The organism is Duganella sp. GW821-FHT01E12 (assembly GCF_059422325.1).
The window spans coordinates 381,262-397,221 of record NZ_JBWKWR010000006.1; the positions used below are offsets into that span (position 1 = coordinate 381,262).

Genomic DNA, 15,960 nt, shown 5'->3' on the forward strand with positions numbered 1-15,960 from the left:
AATATCGTTAGGTGAAGCAACGCACAGCGGAGGCGGCAGAACGGGGCCAGAATGCAGTCATGGACAGTTCACCCACAGGCCTCAAACCGCCGCCCGCCGCCTACGCGCTGCACCGCCAGATGCGCGCGGTGCAGCGCTGCATGGCGGCGGCAACGGTGGAGGAATCGGAACGGGCGACCAGATGGGCGAGTGCCTGGTACAGGCTGGTGCAACGCAAGCTGGACCAGCTGCAGCATGCACCCAGATATTTGCATTAGGCGCTAGGCGGCCACGTAGCAGCCGCCGGCGCGGTGCTCCATGGCTCCGCGGTCGAGCACGACGACGGTGCCGCGGCGGTATTCGATCATGCCCTCTTCCTGCAGCTTGCCGGCGCAGCAGGTGATGCTTTCGCGGCGCACGCCCAGCAGGTTGGCGATCATTTCCTGGGTTACCTTCAGTTCGTTCGACAGCGAGCGGTCCAGCCGCTCCAGCAGCCAGCGGCACAGGCGCTGCTCGATGCTGCCGTGGCGCACGCCGGCCACCGTCTGCGCCAGCTGGGCGAACAGGGCGCTGGTGTGGCGCATCAGCTGGCGCGCCAGCGCGCCGCCGTCGAAGAAGGCGGAGCGCAGCACCGCGGCCTTGACGCGGTAGCCGTAGCCCGCGCTCTGCACCACGGCCGAGCAGTTGGCGCGCTCGCTCTCGTACATCGACACACCGACCACGCCTTCGCGCCCCACCACGGCGATCTCGGCCGCGCCGCCGTCTTCCGTCACATATTGCAGCGAGACGATGGCGTTGGTGGGGAAGTAGGCGTAATCCATCTTCTCGCCGAAGTCGAACAGATGTTTGCCGGCGGCCAGCGGCACCAGTTCCAAGTGCTCGAACAAGCTGATCAGTTCTTCGCGGGACAAGGCGCGCAGCAATTCGTTCTGCTGGGCGCCGGTCAGGCTGATGGCCGGGGTGGACGTTTCTTCCTGCCCGGCCTCCTGGTTCGAAACGGAGGGGCGAGTAACGTGATACATGGCGGACCTCTTTTAGAGTTGTTGATCGTTGCGACCTGATGAACAACACTATAGGCCCGCCCTGGGCGGCCGCTTATCGGAGCACGCACCGGCTCTATGTAGGCAGGGAACATAGGGGGGTGTGGTCCCAGTCCTACGGCGGCCGTTGCCTACGGCCAACGGCAAGTCCGTTCAGAGCTTGAATTTGAAGCGGCTCGCCTCTTCCAGCAGGCGCTCGTCGCGGCTGCGCAGGCGGCCCGGGTTGCGCCGGTGGTTGGGCTCGGACACCACCCGCTGGATCACGGTTTCGGCCACGCCGCGCTGGCTGAGATAGGCCGCCGCGCTGTCCGGGCCTTTGCGATCGGCAACTTCAATGCCGGCTTCGACGACTTCCGCGCCGACGTAGTCCGGGCGGAAAGTATGGGTGGTGGACATTGCAACCTCCAGGGCGGGAAATGGATGGTGGACGCCGAACTCCGATTGTATAGCAGACTAGACCAATGGTAGGTGCGCGGCGGAAATGAGGGGGCTAATATCGCAACACTATCGTCACCGGAAACCACACTATGAACCCTACTCCCATCGCCGGCGCGCTGCTGGCCTGCACGCTGCTGCTGGCCGGCGCCGCGCAGGCCGCCGCGCCCCAGGTGCGCACCCAGGCGCCCGGCTACTACCGCATGATGCTGGGCGACTTTGAAATCACCGCGCTGTCGGACGGCACCCATCCCTTCCCCATCGACACGGTGATGACCAATATCGGCCCGGCCCAGATCGGCCGGGACCTGGAGCGGGCCGGGCTGCGCGCGCCGGTGCAGGGCTCGATCAACGCCTTCCTGGTCAACACCGGCAGCAAGCTGATCCTGGTGGACGCCGGCGCGGGCAGCCTGTACGGCGATTGCTGCGGCAAGCTGCTGGACCATCTGCGCGCCGCCGGCTACCGGCCCGAGCAGGTCGATGAAGTGCTGCTGACCCATCTGCACAAGGACCACGCGGGCGGCATCATGGCGCGCGGCGCGCCGGCCTTTCCCAACGCCGTGGTGCGCCTGTCGCAGGCCGAGGCCGATTACTGGCTGACGCCCGCCAACCAGGCGGCGGCGCCGGCCTTCCTGTCCAGCTTTTTCGACAGCGCGGCGGCGGCAGTGGCGCCGTACGGCCAGCGCCTGCAACCATTCGGCGCCTACGGCCAGATCGAGCCCGGCATCGAAGCCCTGCCCGCGCCCGGCCACACGCCGGGCCATGCGATGTACCTGGTGCAAAGCCGCGCGCAGCAGTTGCTGATCTGGGGAGACATCGTCCACATGTCGGCGATCCAGCTGCCGCATCCTGAGGCGACCGTCAAATACGACACCAGCGAGGCCGACGCGCAAGCCACGCGCCGCCGGCTGTTGCAAAGGGCGGCCGACGGGCAACTGACGATAGGCGCGGCGCATATCGCCTTCCCCGGTCTGGGCCGCATCCGCGCGTTGAACGGCGCCTACCAGTGGCTGCCGCTCAACTACGACGGCGCGCCCGCCGCCGATTGAGGTCTTACCTGGCCGGCACGGCGGCCAGCATCTCGTGGCTGGAGGCGGTGCGCTCCGGCGCCTTGTGCACCATGGTGTAGGCGTAGTCCACGCCCATGCCGTAGGCGCCCGAGTGCTCGCGCACGATGGCCATGACGGCGTCGTAGGTTTCGCGGTGCGCCCAGTCGCGCTGCCATTCCAGCAGCACCTGCTGCCAGGTCACCGGCACCACGCCGGCCTGGATCATGCGCTGCATGGCGTAGTCGTGCGCTTCCTTCGAGGTGCCGCCGGAGGCGTCGGCCACCATGTAGATTTCGTAGTCGCCCTCTGCCATGGCGCACAGCGCGAAGCTGTTGTTGCACACCTCGGTCCACAGGCCCGAGACGACCACCTTCTTCTTGCCGTTGGCCTTGAGCGCGTCGCGCACCTTCTGGTCGTCCCACGAGTTCATCGACGAGCGCTCCAGCAGCGGCTTGCCGGGGAAGACGTCCAGCAGTTCGGGATAGGTGTGGCCGGAGAACGCTTCGGTCTCGACGGTGGTGATGGTGGTCGGGATGTTGAACACCTTGGCGGCCTTGGCCAGCGCGACGGTGTTGTTCTTCAGCGCCTGACGGTCCATCGATTGCACGCCGAAGGCCATTTGCGGCTGGTGGTCGATGAAGATCAGCTGGCAGTTAGTCGGCGTCAATACTTCAAGTTTGGGATTGGTCATGTTGGCTTCCATTTCGATGAGGTGGGTACGGCGCCCGCTGCGTTCAGCGCGGCTGCGATCATCTTAGGGCGGACACCGGGGCCGCACCACTGGCTAAATGGAGAGGCCGGACTCACCTTTGCGGGCCGCCTCAGCGCGCCGGCATCTGCTGGTTGAGGAAGGCCACGGTGGCATCGACCGCCGGTTGCAGCCAGGGGTCAAACAGCCAGAAGGAATGCGGCGTGTCCGGCAGCACCAGCGTGCGGCTGGCCACGCCGGCCCGCGCCATGGCGGCCGCCATCGCCTCGCGGCCGGCGGAAAAGCGCGGCTGCGCGCTGGTGATGAACAGCATGGGCGGCATGCCCGGGCGCACGTAGCGGATCGGCGAGGCCTCGCTCCAGCGCGCGGTCTGCTCGGCGTAGCGCCCGCCCAGCCAGGCGCCGGCCGCCGACGGCCGCTTGGCCGGGTCGTCCTCGTGCTTGAGCGCCAGTTCCGTGGTGAAGTCCGACAGGCCGTCGATGTTGACGATGGCCTGCACCGCGCTCGACACGGCGCCCTCGCCCGCGCCCGGATCGAACCGGGCGAGCTGGCCGGTGACGCCGGCCAGGCTGGCGATCTGGCCGCCGGCCGAGCCGCCCGCCAAGGCGATGCGTTGCGGGTCCAGGTGGTACTGGGCTGCGTGGGCGCGCACCCAGCGCACGGCGGCGCGCGCGTCGTGGATGGCGGCCGGATACGGGGCCTCGCCGGACAGGCGGTAGCTGATGGCGGCCGCCGCGTAGCCCTGCTGCGCCAGCCGCACGGCCATCGGCGCGAACTCGCTGCGGAAGCCGGAACGCCAGCCGCCGCCGTGCACCAGCACCACCACCGGCATGCCGCCGTCGGCGCGCGCGGCCAGCGGCAGGTAGAGGTCGAGCTTGAGGCAGCGCTCGCCCAGCTGGGCGTAGCTCAGGCCCTCGATGCGGCTCACGTCCACCGGCAGCGCCGCGCTGGCGATGCGGATCGAAGGATAGTCGCGCACCAGCTTGGCGTAGGTGTGCGCGGCGTCGTAGGTGTTGGCGGGATCGGGCGGCGGCTCCGCGCAGGGCGCGGCGCACGCCGCCACATGCAGGCACAGCGCGGCAAGCGCGGACAGGGCGCGGGTGACGGCACGAGCGGCGGTGGCGGTGGCGGTGGCGGTGGCGGTGGCGGTGGCGGTGGCAGCGTGCTGCTTCTGGCACATGGTGCAGTAACAATGGCTGGCGTGGCCAACCGGCAGGTCCGCCCGATACGCCACGCCGCCGCACAGGCAACTGCCGTGCAACTGGCCGCTTTCATTCATCGTGCTCGTCCTCCGTCGTCATGGTGCCAGCCCCCATGATGCGCGGAACGCGCGCGCCGCGTCAATCCCGCGATGGCGCGAGCGGCTTGTCGGGCACGGCCCCGGCCACGGGTTCGCGCGGGCGGCGCCGGCGTTCTGGGAACAGGAAGCCCACCCGCTCGCCCACCGCCGAACAGGCGGCGATCAATTTGAGCGCGGCCATGGGCTCGGCGAACGCCACTGTCGACGCGGCGATCAGGGTTTTTTCGGTGGTCGGCAGTTCGGTCGTGAACAGGCCATCGATGGCCAGGAAGCGCACGCCCCGGATCTGCAATTCCCGCGCGATGGTTTCCTGGCTGGCGCTGGTGGCGATCACGCTGCCGCCGGCGCTGAGCGTCATCGTTACTCCACCGCGTTCCCGCGCAAACGCGACTTCTGCGCTATGCATGCCACTTCCTTCCAAAAAAAGACTGCCTCGGTGAGGAGGCAGTAAGGGTAGAGACCACAGGACGAGGCCTTCAGAAATGGATATTGCCAGCTAGAAATTACGGGCGTGTGACATGCTCCCGCATTTGGGGATGATCTTTGACGATTTGCGCCGATTGGCTTCGAATTCGGGCGATTTTTTCCTCGAGCTTGGCCAGCTGTTCGGGCGGGATGCCGGCCTGTCGGCCGCGCTCCAGGTCGGCCTGCAGGCGCGGCAGTTCGGTCGCGGCGGCCGTGACGTAGGCGCCAAGCAGGCGGGTGTGCTGCGCCTCTTCGTATTGTTGATAGGCTTTGGGGTCGGCCAGTTGCGCCGGCGTGGGGGCGCTGCGCGGCTCGGTGTCGCGTTCGATGGGCGGGGTGCGCGGATCGCCGTTCTCGCGCGCCGCCGCCATGCTGATCCAGGCCGAGCCGCTGCTGTCGACCGGAGTCAGCGGCACGAACTTCAATTCCCGGGCGGGCGGTTCCGGCGTGGCGGGCGGCCATTGCGCGCCGTGGAGCGCGCCCTCGGCCGCGCCAGCCGGCGAGCCGCCCTGCCCTGCCTCGGCCTGCGATGGTTGCGCCGGGCCGTCCACGCGCCAGGCCAGCCAGCCGGCGGCGGCCAGCAGCAATACGGCGCCGGCGATCAGGGCTGGTTTCATTTGGTGTCGTCCAGAGTGGTCAGCGGCTGGTCCAGCAGGCTGCGGTTGATGTCGATCTGCGCTGCGCGCAGCAGTTGCTGGCGCAGCGTGGTCAGTTGCGTTTGCGCCGTGCTGCGCGCCAGCGCGTTGCTGGCGGCGTAGCGCACCGCTTCCGAATCGGCGGCCTGGTAGCCCATCACGCGCTGCTCGACCTGGATGATTTCCCATGCGGCGGCGTCATGCGGGCCGGCCGGTGTGCGGATGGGGCGCGATGGCGGGCCTTCCGGCTGGGCCAGCGCCAGTTGCGCCAGCCAGTCCGGCTTGCCTTCGTGGCGTATCCAGCCCAGCGTGCCGCCGGCGCTGGCGTCGCCCGCGATGGAGTGGCGGCGGGCGGTGGCGGCGAAGTCGGCGCCGTTGCTCAGCGCTTTGTAGGCCGTCTGCGCGCTGGTCTCGTCGGCCAGGCGGATGTGGCGCGCCTTGACCCGCTCGATGCGCGTGAACTCGTTGCGGTGCCGGGTGTAGTAGGCCGCGATCTGCGCCGGCGTTACTTCGCCCGCCAGGCGCTGCAACAGGGGGCTGGTGCTTTCGATGTCGTCGCCGATGCCGTGCAGTTGGCGCAGCGCGTGCACTTCGCTGCGTTCGGCCAGGGCGCGGCGCAGGTCGGCCACGGCGGGGTCGCCGAAGCGGCGGCGGCTCCAGTCGAGCACGAAGCGGGCGGCCAGGTCTTGTTTGGCTTGCTGTTGCAGGAAGTCCGGCTGGCGGTTGTACAGCGCCACGCGGCCTTGCACGTTCTGGCGGCGGTACACGTCGTACAGCGTGACCGTGCCGGCGCCGGACGCCAGCGTGTAGCGCAGCAGCACGACGGTGCGGGCGCGCGCCAGTTGCTCGGCGTTGAGGGTGAACTCCAGCTTGAGCTGCTCCGGCTTGCCGAAGATGGCGTCCAGCGCGGTTGCTGTGGGCTTGGGCTGTTCGACGATCAGGCCGTCGAGCGAGCCGCCCGGCAGTTGGCGCAGGGCTTGCTGCATGTCCTTGTCGTACAGGTTGCGCAGGGTTGCGACCAGTTGGTCGTCCAGCGCGACGTCGCGCGTGAAGCCGACCCGCTGGCCGGCGTACAGTTGCGCCTCGTCGAAGCGCTCGCGCGCTGCGGCCGACAGCAGGCGGTTGAGCACCACCTCCTCCAGCACGGCGCTGCGCGCAGCCTGCGGCTCCTTGATGCGCGCCAGGCGCCACAGCGCATCGACGCTGAACGCCGTCACCGGCGCGCCGTCGATGCGGGCGGCCAGCGCCGGATCGTTCAGGCGGTAGCTCACCGTGGCGGCGGCCGGCAGCGCCAGCGCGCCGGCCAACACCGCCAGGCACATCGAGATCCGCATCAGTTGGCCAGGCGTTCGGCGGCGCGGTTGAGCACCACCACGACCATCGCGATCGAATGCGGAATCATCATCTGCGCCACGCGGGTGCGGTCGCCCTGGTCGGTGGACGACAGCACGATGCCGCCGTTGGCGTACGAGTAGCTGCCGCCCTGCGTCAGCAGCGGCCGGATGTCAACGGCGGCCGGCGCCAGCGGCGTGAAGTCGGCCAGCGCGGCGGTCACCAGCGCCGGATCGTTCAGGTGCTGGGTGCTGTAGTTGTCGCGCACCCACTGCTCCCACGACGAGTGATTGTGCGCCGACGTGGCCCAGGTGTGGTGCGGCTGCAGCAGGTCGGTGGTGTGCAGCGTGAAGCCCAGGCTCTGCGCGGTCGGCTGCGCCAGGAACTGCTGCCACCAGTACTGGCCCAGGTTGTCGATCGGCTGGAACGGCATGGTCTCGAAGTCGGCGTACTGCGAGGCGCTCGACACGCCGCCGAAACGATAGTGCGCCTCGGTCACGCCATAGCTGTTGTACTTGCTGCTGTCGCCGAACCAGCCTTTGAGGCCGCCGGCGCCGTCGTCCAGGTAGTCGCCGTAGAGCCAGCCGGCGGCCATGTTGTCGATGTCGCCGGCCATGCCCAGCTTGGCGTAGTTGTAGCCGCCGAACGGGTTGCCGTGCACGTCCGCGCCCGAGGTGTGGTTCTGGAAGTGCCAGTACGAGGTGTACTTGACGATGCTCGCACCCGCGCCCCACACCGGCGCCAGCTGGCAGTCGCCGGTCGATGCGCCGCAGATGTAGGTGTCGGCGAAGTCGTCGACGTCGTAGGCGCCCTGCCCCAGCGCCGCAGCGAACTGGTCCATGGTGAAGCCGGCGCGCGTCACGCCCGCGGCCAGCTTGTTGTAGTTGGTGGTGGCCGGATGCGTCTTCATGTAGTTGACGGCGTCCAGGACAATCTGGCGGTGGGTCTCCTGCTCCCATGCGAGGGCGGGCGTGCTGGCGCAAACGGTCAGGGCGATGCTGGTGGCGATCAGTGCGTTTTTCATAAGGTCTCCTGGTAGGGGACTCGAATATTACAACGCACATATTGCTTTTTTTAGAATGACCTCACTACCGAGTCCATGCTAGAAAGTTGCTTGGAAGCATTTCCATCAGGCGCCGCCGACGGGCAGTTGGACGGTGAACGCGGCGCCGCCGGCCGGCAGGTTGGCGGCCTCGATGCGGCCGCCGTGGCCATGGACGATGGTCTGCGTCAGCGCCAGCCCGAGGCCGACGCCGGCCGCCGAACCCGAGCGCGCCGATGCGCCCCGGTAGAAGCGCTCGAACAAATGCGGCAGCTCGTCGATGCCGATGCCGGGGCCGCTGTCGGACACGCGCAGGCAGGCCTGCTCGCCATCCTGCCAGATGCGCACCTCGACCGCGCCGCCGGACGGCGTGAACTTGACGGCGTTCTCCAGCAGGTTGACCACGATCAGCGTGGCCGCGCCTTCGCCGATGGCGGCGCGCACCGGCGCGTCGGCCGCATGCAGCGTCAGGCGCACCTGGCGCTGCGCGGCCGTGGCCTGCGCCCGGCCGATGGCGGCGGCGGCGACCTCGCCGAGCGAGGTGGAGGCCGAGGCGTCGCGGTCCTGGCCGGCGTCGTAGCGGGCCAGCGCCAGCAGCTCCTCCACCAGCAGGGTCAGGCGCTCGACCTCCTCCATACAGGAGCGCAGCGTGTCGACGTATTCGGCGGCGTCGCGCGGGCGGCGCAGCGTGATCTCGATCTCGGCCCGCAGCCGCGACAGCGGCGAGCGCAGCTCGTGCGAGGCGTCCGAGGTGAAGCGTCGCTGGATCTGGAAGCTCTGGTCGATGCGGTCGAGCATGTCGTTGAGGGTGTCGACCAGGTGGCCGATCTCGTCGCGCGTGCCGGGGTGGGACAGGCGCTGGTCCAGGTTGGCCTCGCCGATGCGCTGCGCCTGGCCGACGATGTCGTCGATCGAACGGAACACCCAGCGCGTGATCGAGGCGCTGGCCACGGTCAGCGCCACCAGCAGCGCCAGCGCCAGCGCCAGGAACATCACGCTGGCCGAGGCCACCACGTGGCGCACGTCGTCCAGCGAGCCGGCCACCTGCACCGTGTAGCGCAGCGGTGCACGTGGCCCCGCCCGCACCGGCAGCGAGACGATGCGCACCGGCTCCTCGGCGAAATGGTCGAGCGTCTCGAACACGGTGTCGCCGGCGGCCATGCGCGCCATCAGCGCGGCCGGCGCCGGCAGGCTGGCCGCGCCCAGGTTGGCGCTGCGCGCCAGCACCCGGCCCTGGGCGTCGACGATCTGCACCCAGCGGTCCAGCCGCGCCAGCGACGGCGGCGACGGGCCCTTGGCGGCGTCGTGCACCTGCACCGGCTGCTCGGGCGCGGCGCGCAGCATGGCCGCCTCGGTTTCGGCCAGCGCCAGCAAGGCGCCGTCGAGCTGTTCGTTGACCGCGCCCGACAGACTCAGGTAGCCGGACATGGCGGCCACCGCCAGCACCGAGACGATGACGGCGGTCTGCACCAGCGCCAGCCGGCGCCGGAAGCTAAGCATCGTCATCGGCCACCTCCGCCAGCCGGAAGCCCTGGCCGCGCACCGTGTGGATCAGGCGCGGCTGGCCCTCGGGGTCGATCTTGCGGCGCAGGTTGCGCATGTGCGAGTCCATCAGGTTGTCGAGCGCGATCAGGTCGGCGGTCCAGATGCGCTCGGCCAGCTGCGCGCGGCTGACCACGTGGCCGGCCTGGCGCATCAGCAGTTCGAGGATGGCGTATTCCTTGGGCGTCAGGTCCAGCGCCTGGCCGGCGCGCTTGACGGTGTGGGTTTGCGGGTCCAGGGTCAGGTCGGCCACGGTCAGCAACGCGGGGCGCACCAGCGTCGAGCGGCGCAGCAGCGCGCGGATGCGGGCCAGCAGCTCGTCGAAGGCGAAGGGCTTGGTCAGGTAGTCGTCGGCGCCGGTGTTGAGGCCGGCCACGCGGTCGCCCAGCCCGTCGCGCGCGGTCAGCATCAGGATGGGCGTGAGCAGGCCGCGCGCGCGCAGCTCGCCGCACAGCGTGATGCCGTCCTTGGCCGGCAGCATCCAGTCCAGCACGATGAGGTCGTAGTCGCCGGCCAGCGCGGCAGGTTCGCCCTCCTCCGCGCTGTGCACGGCGTCGACGGCGAAGTCTTCCTCCTCCAGGCCGCGCTTGAGCAAGCGGGCCGCCTTCTGGTCGTCCTCGATCAGCAATATCTTGGTCATGCGGCATTTTACTGCCGTCCGCCCGGCAAAGGATGTTTCCTGAAGGAAGATTCAGGATGGCCGGGCCCGCTTCTCGGTACACTGCGGCCATTCCTCTTACCCATGGACGACACCGGCACCGCGAACGCCGGGGACTCCTTTCGCCTTTCAGGGACCGCCATGACCAAATTCGACCCACGCCGGCAGCCGCGCGCGCTGCTGGCCCTCCCCCTGTTGTGCGCAGCCCTCGGCGGCTGCGGCCACGCGCCCGAGACCGACGCCACCCCGCCCGCCGCCGTGGTGCGCAAGGGCGCGTCCATCGCGGTGCCGGCCGGCTCGCCGCTGCGCCAGTCGCTGCAGGTGGCCAGCGCCGCCGAACAGAACGTGGCGCGCGCCATCCCGGTGCCGGCCGTGGTGGAGGCCGATCCGGCCCATCTGGTGCGCGTGGTGCCGCCGGTGGCCGGCCGCATCGAGCAGCTGCTCAAGCATCTGGGCGACACGGTCAAGGCCGGCGACGCGCTGTTCACCATGGACTCGGCCGACGTGGCCGCCGCCCACAGCGACGCCAGCAAGGCGCAGGCCGGCCTGACGCTGGCGCGCCGCAACCTGGAGCGCCAGAAGGAGCTGCGCGCGGCCGACATCTCGGCGCACAAGGATCTGGAGCAGGCCGAGAGCGACTATGCGCAGGCGCTCAGCGAAAGCGAGCGCAGCAAGGCGCGCCTGGCGCAGCTGGGCGGCAGCCTGGCCGGCGGCAATGGCCGCGTGTACACCTTGCGCTCGCCGCTGTCCGGCCATGTGATCGAACTCAACGGCGGCCAGGGCGGCTTCTGGAACGACACCAACGCCCCGGTGATGGTGGTGGCCGACCTGTCGACCGTGTGGCTGACCGCCAGCGTGCAGGAAAAAGACCTGGCCGCCGTGTTCGCGGGCCAGGGCGCCGACATCGAACTGAACGCCTATCCCGGCCAGCACATCGCGGGCAAGGTCGGCTACGTGGGCGAGGTGCTGGACGCGGACACCCGCACCGTCAAGGTGCGCGTGGCGGTCGACAACAAGGACGGCCGCCTGAAGCCGGGCATGTTCGCGCAGGTGACATTCAGCGCCGCGCCGCACCAGGGCGTGGTGGTGCCGGCTTCCGCGCTGGTGCAGAGCGGCACCCGCACCCAGGTCTACGTGGAAACGGCCGCCTGGACCTTCGAGGCGCGCACCGTCGCCACCGGCGTCCACAGCGGCGAGATGGTGGAGATCGTCTCCGGCCTGAAGGCGGGCACCCGCATCGTCGCCAAGGAAGGAGTGCTGCTCAATGATTGATCGCCTGGTTGCCATCAGTTTCCAGCGGCGCGGCATCGCCTGGCTGGTGTTCGTGCTGGTCGCGCTGTACGGCGTGTTCTGCTGGAAGCAGCTGCCGCTGGAAGCCTATCCCGACATCGCCGACACCAGCTCGCAGGTGGTCACGCAGGTGGCCGGCCTGGCGGCCGAGGAAGTCGAGTCGCAGATCACCATTCCGCTCGAACGCGAGATCATGGGCACGCCCGGCATGCATGTGATGCGCTCGAAGAGCACCTTCGGCCTGTCGCTGATCACCGTGGTGTTTCGCGACGGCGTGGAAGACTACTGGTCGCGCCAGCGGCTGCAGGAGCGCATCAGCGGCGTGGCCCTGCCCTACGGCGCGCAGCCGGGGCTCGATCCGCTGACCTCGCCCATCGGCGAGATCTACCGCTACACGCTGGAATCGAAGACCCGTTCGCTGCGCGAGCTGTCCGAGCTGCAGTTCTGGAAGGTGATCCCGCGCCTCAAGCAGGTGGCCGGCATCGCCGACGTCGGCAACTTCGGCGGGCTCACCACGCAGTTCCTGCTGGAGTTCGACCCGGCCAAGCTGAGCAAGTACAACCTGACGCTCAAGCAGATCACCGACGCCATCAACGCCAACAACGCCAGCGCCGGCGGCAGCATCCTCAACCGCGGCCAGCAGGGCTTCGTGGTGCGCGGCGTCGGCCTGATCCACAGCTTGGACGACCTGGGCAACGTGGTGGTCACGCAGAAGAACGGCGTGCCGGTGCTGGTCAAGGACCTGGGCGAGGTGCGCCTGGGCAGCAAGGAGCGCCACGGCATCCTGGGCAAGAACAGCAATCCCGACACGGTCGAGGGCATCGTGCTGCTGCTCAAGGGCGAGAATCCGTCGCTGGTGCTCAAGGACGTGCACGCGGCCGTGCAGGACCTGAACGACAACGTGCTGCCCAAGGACGTGAAGATCGTGCCCTATCTGGACCGCACCGGCCTGGTGGACGCCACGCTGCACACCATCGGCAAGACGCTGGTCGAGGGCATGCTGCTGGTGACGGTGGTGCTGGTGCTGTTCCTGGGCAGCCCGCGCGCGGCGGCCATCGTCGCCGTGACGATTCCGATGGCGCTGCTGACGGCCTTCATCTTCATGCACCACTTCCACATTCCGGCCAATCTGCTGTCGCTGGGGGCGATCGACTTCGGCATCGTGGTCGACGGCGCCATCGTGGTGATGGAGAACATCCTGCGCAAGTACGAGGAGAACCACGGCGCCGCGCTGCGCGCCCGCGACGTGATGAAGGCCACGCTGCAGGTGACCAAGCCGATCTTCTTCGGCATGATCGTCATCATCACCGCCTACCTGCCGCTGTTCACCTTCCAGCGCATCGAGTACAAGCTGTTCTCGCCGATGGCGTTCGCGATCGGCTTCGCGCTGCTGGGGGCGCTGGTGGTGTCGCTGACCCTGATACCGGGGCTGGCCTATCAGGCCTACCGCAAGCCGCGCAAGGTGTTCAACAATCCGGTGCTGGTCAAGGCCAAGCAGTTGTATGAGCCGTTTCTGGCGGCCGTGGTGGGCCGCTCGCGCGTGACCTTGGCGGCGTTCGCGCTGGCCTTCGCCGCCGTGTGCGCGCTGGGCGGCACCATCGGCCGCGACTTCCTGCCGTATCTGGACGAGGGCTCGATCTGGCTGCAGGTGACGCTGCCGCCGGGGATCTCGCTGGAGAAGGCGGCCGAGATGTCGGACGGCCTGCGCAGCGCGGCGCTGGAGTTCCCGGAGGTGGCCACCATCGTCACCCAGCTGGGCCGCAACGACGAGGGCACCGACCCGTGGACGCCGTCGCACATCGAGGTCAGCGTGACCTTGCATCCGTACGACACGTGGAAGTCCGGCCTGAGCAAGCAGGAACTGATCGAGAAGATGGGCCGGCGCTTCGCCAAACTGCCCGGCACCCGGGTGGGCTTCACGCAGCCGATGATAGACGGCGTGCTCGACAAGCTGGCCGGCGCCCACAGCGACCTGGTGGTGAAAATCTACGGCAACGACTTCAAGGAGACGCGCCGCATCGCGGCCGACGTCGAGCGCACGCTGGCGGCCGTGCCGGGCGCCGAGAGCGTGATTATCGACCAGGAGCCGCCGCTGCCGCAGGTGCGCATCGAGGTGGACCGGGCCGCCGCCGCGCGCTACGGCATCAACGCCGCCGACGTGGCCGACCTGATCGGCACCGGCATCGGCGGCAAGCCGGTCTCGCAGCTGTACATCGACGACCGCCAGTACGACATCGGCGTGCGCTTCACGGACGCCTCGCGCAGCAATCCCGACACCATCGGCGACCTGCTGCTGACCTCGGCCACGGGGGCGCGCATCCCGCTGGCGCAGGTGGCGACGATACGGCTGGACGACGGCGAGAGCACCATCACGCGCGAGATGGGCAAGCGCCACCTGACGGTGCGGCTGGACCTGCGCGGACGCGACCTGGCCTCCTTCCTGGACGACGCCAAGGCGCAGATCGAGGCCAAGGTGCGCTACGACCACGGCCGCGTGCAGCTGGCCTGGGGCGGGCAGTTCGAGAACCAGCAGCGGGCGCAGGCGCGCCTGGCGCTGATCATGCCGATGGTGGTGGCGCTGATGTTCGTGCTGCTGTTCGCGCAGTTCAAGAACCTGCGCCAGCCGGCCATGATCCTGGCGGCCGTGCCGCTGGGCGCGTTGGGCGGCCTGGTCGCGCTGCACCTGCGCGGCATGACGCTCAACGTGTCGAGCGCGGTCGGCTTCATCGCCCTGTTCGGCGTGGCGGTGATGGACGGCATTTTGATGGTGTCGAACCTGAACCAGCTGCGCGCCGAGGGCGGCCTGACGCTCAAGGACGCCGTGCTCAAGGGCGCCTACAGCCGCTTCCGTCCGGTGCTGATGACGGCCAGCGTGGCCGCGCTGGGTCTGCTGCCGGCCGCGCTGGCGCACGGCCTGGGCAGCGACGTGCAGCGGCCGCTGGCGACCGTCGTGGTCGGCGGGCTGATCACCGCCACCGGCCTGACGCTGGTGTGGCTGCCGGCGCTGTACTACCTGGTCGAACGCTATTTCGAGAACAAACCCAAACAGGCCGAGGACGGCCTGGTGCAAGCGGAGCAAGTCCATGACATTTAAACTCAACCCCGTGTGCGCGCTGCTGGCGCTGTGCGTCGCCCTGCCGGCCGCCGGCCAGGTCACCCTGCGCGAGTACGCCGACGCCGCCGCCAAGTACAGCCTGGACCTGCAGATGCAGCGCGAGAACGTGGCCAGCGCCCAGGCCGGCGTGTCGGTGGCCGGCGTGCGGCCCGATCCGGTGCTCACGGCCGGCATCGACTCCAAGGAGCTGTCCAAGGCCAACAAGCCGAACGCCTCCACCGCCACCACCATGAGCGTGGCGCTGACCATCGAGACGGCCGGCAAGCGCGGCCAGCGCATCCGCGCCGCGCAGGCGGCGGTCAAGGTCGGCGAGGCGACGCTGGACGGCGGCCGCCGCCAGCTGTACGCGGACGCGGTGGCGGCCTACACCGAGAGCTGCCGCGCGCGCAACGCGCTGGTGCGGCAGGAGGCCACGCTGCGCGCGCTGGGCGACATCGTCAAGGCCAACGGCGTGCGGCGCAAGGTCGGCGATATCGGCGGGCTGGAGTTGTCGCAATCGCAGGTGGAGCACGACCGCTACGAGGCGGACGTGGTGTCGGCGCGGGCGCAGGTGCAGACGGCGGCCGAGTCGCTGTCGATTCCGCTGGGGCGGCGCTACGGCGAGGTGTTCGGCGACGCGCAGCTCGCTTGCGACGCGCCCGCCGTCGGCGGCCTGGAAGACGTGGACCAGCTGGTGCGGCAGGCGCAGGACGGGCGCGACGACATCCGCATCGCCCGCGCGGCGCTGGACGCGGCGCGCGCCTCGGCCGATCTGGCGCAGGCCAACCGCTGGGTCGATCCGGTGGTGAATGTGGGCTTGAAGAACACGCCGTCGGTGCACGCGTTGACCGACGCGGGCGGCGTGGTGACCAACTCGCCGACGCAGCGTTCGCTGAGCCTGGGCTTGACGGTGTCGGTGCCGATTCCGCTGTCGCGCACGCAGCGCGGCGAGGTGTTGCAGGCGCAATCGGCGGTCACACAGGCCATGCTGGCGCTGCGCTCGGCAGAGCTGAAGGCGCAGACCGATGTGCGCCGTCTGCACGCGCAGTTCCGCGCGGCGCAGGCCAACGAGCAGCGCTACCGCGAATCGGTGCTGGTGCAGTCGGACAAAGTTGTGGAAGGCATGCGCCTGTCGTATAAAAAAGGCGCGGCGTCGCTGCTGGAGCTGTTGTCGGCGCAGCGTTCGGCCGACGAGGTCTACCTGGCCTGGCTGCAGGCGACGGCGGACTTGGCGACGGCCACGGTGCAGCTGCAGCTCGCGGCCGGCGTCAACTAAGCCCTTGGGGTCAAGTCTGACATTCGGACACGAGCCCGGCTGTCGCACGGGGGTCAAGTCTGACATTCGGACACGAGCTCTACCGTAGGCGCGGCCTACGGTAGAGCTCGTGTC

General features: G+C 69.3%; 15 protein-coding genes. 5 read left to right on the forward strand and 10 right to left on the reverse strand.

From position 1 onward, the window contains the following. Window positions 1–59: 59 nt before the first annotated feature. A complete protein-coding gene (locus AC07WS_RS19340; protein ID WP_494730644.1) occupies window positions 60–257 on the forward strand; it encodes a hypothetical protein in 198 nt (65 codons plus the stop codon). 3 nt (window positions 258–260) lie between these two features. On the opposite strand, the gene AC07WS_RS19345 is transcribed toward AC07WS_RS19340, so the two are convergent. Beyond that, window positions 261–1,001, reverse strand: coding sequence for a Crp/Fnr family transcriptional regulator (locus tag AC07WS_RS19345; protein ID WP_494730645.1), 741 nt, complete (start codon window positions 999–1,001; stop codon window positions 261–263). A 171-nt stretch (window positions 1,002–1,172) separates the two neighbouring features. After that, on the reverse strand, window positions 1,173–1,415 hold the full coding sequence (locus AC07WS_RS19350; protein ID WP_494730646.1) for a hypothetical protein: 243 nt from the start codon (window positions 1,413–1,415) through the stop codon (window positions 1,173–1,175). Window positions 1,416–1,546: 131 nt separating this feature from the next. Between AC07WS_RS19350 and AC07WS_RS19355 the strand changes: the two genes are divergently transcribed. After that, window positions 1,547–2,503 carry an MBL fold metallo-hydrolase gene (locus AC07WS_RS19355; RefSeq protein ID WP_494730647.1) on the forward strand — a complete coding sequence of 319 codons (957 nt, stop codon included), beginning with the start codon at window positions 1,547–1,549 and terminating at the stop codon, window positions 2,501–2,503. Window positions 2,504–2,507: 4 nt separating this feature from the next. Here AC07WS_RS19355 and AC07WS_RS19360 read toward each other — a convergent pair whose 3' ends face one another. The 8 genes from AC07WS_RS19360 to AC07WS_RS19395 form a co-directional block, all read right to left on the reverse strand. Continuing rightward, window positions 2,508–3,194 (reverse strand): hydrolase, encoded by a 687-nt coding sequence (locus AC07WS_RS19360; protein WP_494730648.1) that lies wholly within the window; start codon window positions 3,192–3,194, stop codon window positions 2,508–2,510. 130 nt (window positions 3,195–3,324) lie between these two features. After that, window positions 3,325–4,491: an alpha/beta hydrolase fold domain-containing protein gene (locus tag AC07WS_RS19365; RefSeq protein WP_494730649.1), complete on the reverse strand. Its 1,167-nt coding sequence runs from the start codon at window positions 4,489–4,491 to the stop codon at window positions 3,325–3,327. 61 nt (window positions 4,492–4,552) lie between these two features. Further along, the gene (locus AC07WS_RS19370) at window positions 4,553–4,918 is read right to left on the reverse strand and encodes a hypothetical protein (RefSeq protein WP_494730650.1); all 366 of its coding nucleotides are present in this window, start codon (window positions 4,916–4,918) and stop codon (window positions 4,553–4,555) included. A gap of 97 nt (window positions 4,919–5,015) precedes the next feature. Next, a complete protein-coding gene (locus tag AC07WS_RS19375; protein ID WP_494730651.1) occupies window positions 5,016–5,594 on the reverse strand; it encodes a hypothetical protein in 579 nt (192 codons plus the stop codon). Beyond that, window positions 5,591–6,946, reverse strand: coding sequence for a peptidylprolyl isomerase (locus tag AC07WS_RS19380; RefSeq protein WP_494730652.1), 1,356 nt, complete (start codon window positions 6,944–6,946; stop codon window positions 5,591–5,593). The genes AC07WS_RS19375 and AC07WS_RS19380 overlap by 4 nt, the downstream gene beginning before the upstream one ends. Further along, the gene (locus AC07WS_RS19385; protein WP_494730653.1) at window positions 6,946–7,968 is read right to left on the reverse strand and encodes a phospholipase; all 1,023 of its coding nucleotides are present in this window, start codon (window positions 7,966–7,968) and stop codon (window positions 6,946–6,948) included. The genes AC07WS_RS19380 and AC07WS_RS19385 overlap by 1 nt, the downstream gene beginning before the upstream one ends. A 105-nt stretch (window positions 7,969–8,073) precedes the next feature. Next, complete coding sequence (locus AC07WS_RS19390) at window positions 8,074–9,486, reverse strand: sensor histidine kinase (RefSeq protein WP_494730667.1); 1,413 nt, start codon at window positions 9,484–9,486, stop codon at window positions 8,074–8,076. Further along, window positions 9,479–10,168 carry a response regulator transcription factor gene (locus AC07WS_RS19395; RefSeq protein ID WP_494730654.1) on the reverse strand — a complete coding sequence of 230 codons (690 nt, stop codon included), beginning with the start codon at window positions 10,166–10,168 and terminating at the stop codon, window positions 9,479–9,481. Before AC07WS_RS19395 ends, AC07WS_RS19390 begins: the two co-directional genes overlap by 8 nt. 159 nt (window positions 10,169–10,327) lie before the next feature. Between AC07WS_RS19395 and AC07WS_RS19400 the strand changes: the two genes are divergently transcribed. Genes AC07WS_RS19400 through AC07WS_RS19410 form a run of 3 tightly spaced genes read left to right on the forward strand, consistent with a single transcriptional unit; the run spans window position 10,328 to window position 15,846 of the window. Beyond that, complete coding sequence (locus AC07WS_RS19400; protein ID WP_494730655.1) at window positions 10,328–11,458, forward strand: efflux RND transporter periplasmic adaptor subunit; 1,131 nt, start codon at window positions 10,328–10,330, stop codon at window positions 11,456–11,458. Beyond that, the gene (locus AC07WS_RS19405) at window positions 11,451–14,570 is read left to right on the forward strand and encodes an efflux RND transporter permease subunit (protein WP_494730656.1); all 3,120 of its coding nucleotides are present in this window, start codon (window positions 11,451–11,453) and stop codon (window positions 14,568–14,570) included. Before AC07WS_RS19400 ends, AC07WS_RS19405 begins: the two co-directional genes overlap by 8 nt. Continuing rightward, window positions 14,560–15,846, forward strand: a complete 1,287-nt coding sequence (locus AC07WS_RS19410) for a TolC family protein (protein WP_494730657.1) — start codon at window positions 14,560–14,562, stop codon at window positions 15,844–15,846. The genes AC07WS_RS19405 and AC07WS_RS19410 overlap by 11 nt, the downstream gene beginning before the upstream one ends. Window positions 15,847–15,960: the final 114 nt, after the last annotated feature.

What these genes read in the sequence shown, in the direction of transcription:
- AC07WS_RS19395 (WP_494730654.1), bottom strand. Translation starts at nt 10,168, where the DNA reads ATGACCAAGATATTGCTGATCGAGGACGACCAGAAGGCGGCCCGCTTG.
- AC07WS_RS19385 (WP_494730653.1), bottom strand. Translation starts at nt 7,968, where the DNA reads ATGAAAAACGCACTGATCGCCACCAGCATCGCCCTGACCGTTTGCGCC.
- AC07WS_RS19360 (WP_494730648.1), bottom strand. Translation starts at nt 3,194, where the DNA reads ATGACCAATCCCAAACTTGAAGTATTGACGCCGACTAACTGCCAGCTG.
- AC07WS_RS19390 (WP_494730667.1), bottom strand. Translation starts at nt 9,486, where the DNA reads ATGCTTAGCTTCCGGCGCCGGCTGGCGCTGGTGCAGACCGCCGTCATC.
- AC07WS_RS19340 (WP_494730644.1), top strand. Translation starts at nt 60, where the DNA reads ATGGACAGTTCACCCACAGGCCTCAAACCGCCGCCCGCCGCCTACGCG.
- AC07WS_RS19370 (WP_494730650.1), bottom strand. Translation starts at nt 4,918, where the DNA reads ATGCATAGCGCAGAAGTCGCGTTTGCGCGGGAACGCGGTGGAGTAACG.
- AC07WS_RS19405 (WP_494730656.1), top strand. Translation starts at nt 11,451, where the DNA reads ATGATTGATCGCCTGGTTGCCATCAGTTTCCAGCGGCGCGGCATCGCC.
- AC07WS_RS19380 (WP_494730652.1), bottom strand. Translation starts at nt 6,946, where the DNA reads ATGCGGATCTCGATGTGCCTGGCGGTGTTGGCCGGCGCGCTGGCGCTG.
- AC07WS_RS19375 (WP_494730651.1), bottom strand. Translation starts at nt 5,594, where the DNA reads ATGAAACCAGCCCTGATCGCCGGCGCCGTATTGCTGCTGGCCGCCGCC.
- AC07WS_RS19410 (WP_494730657.1), top strand. Translation starts at nt 14,560, where the DNA reads ATGACATTTAAACTCAACCCCGTGTGCGCGCTGCTGGCGCTGTGCGTC.
- AC07WS_RS19350 (WP_494730646.1), bottom strand. Translation starts at nt 1,415, where the DNA reads ATGTCCACCACCCATACTTTCCGCCCGGACTACGTCGGCGCGGAAGTC.
- AC07WS_RS19365 (WP_494730649.1), bottom strand. Translation starts at nt 4,491, where the DNA reads ATGAATGAAAGCGGCCAGTTGCACGGCAGTTGCCTGTGCGGCGGCGTG.
- AC07WS_RS19345 (WP_494730645.1), bottom strand. Translation starts at nt 1,001, where the DNA reads ATGTATCACGTTACTCGCCCCTCCGTTTCGAACCAGGAGGCCGGGCAG.
- AC07WS_RS19355 (WP_494730647.1), top strand. Translation starts at nt 1,547, where the DNA reads ATGAACCCTACTCCCATCGCCGGCGCGCTGCTGGCCTGCACGCTGCTG.
- AC07WS_RS19400 (WP_494730655.1), top strand. Translation starts at nt 10,328, where the DNA reads ATGACCAAATTCGACCCACGCCGGCAGCCGCGCGCGCTGCTGGCCCTC.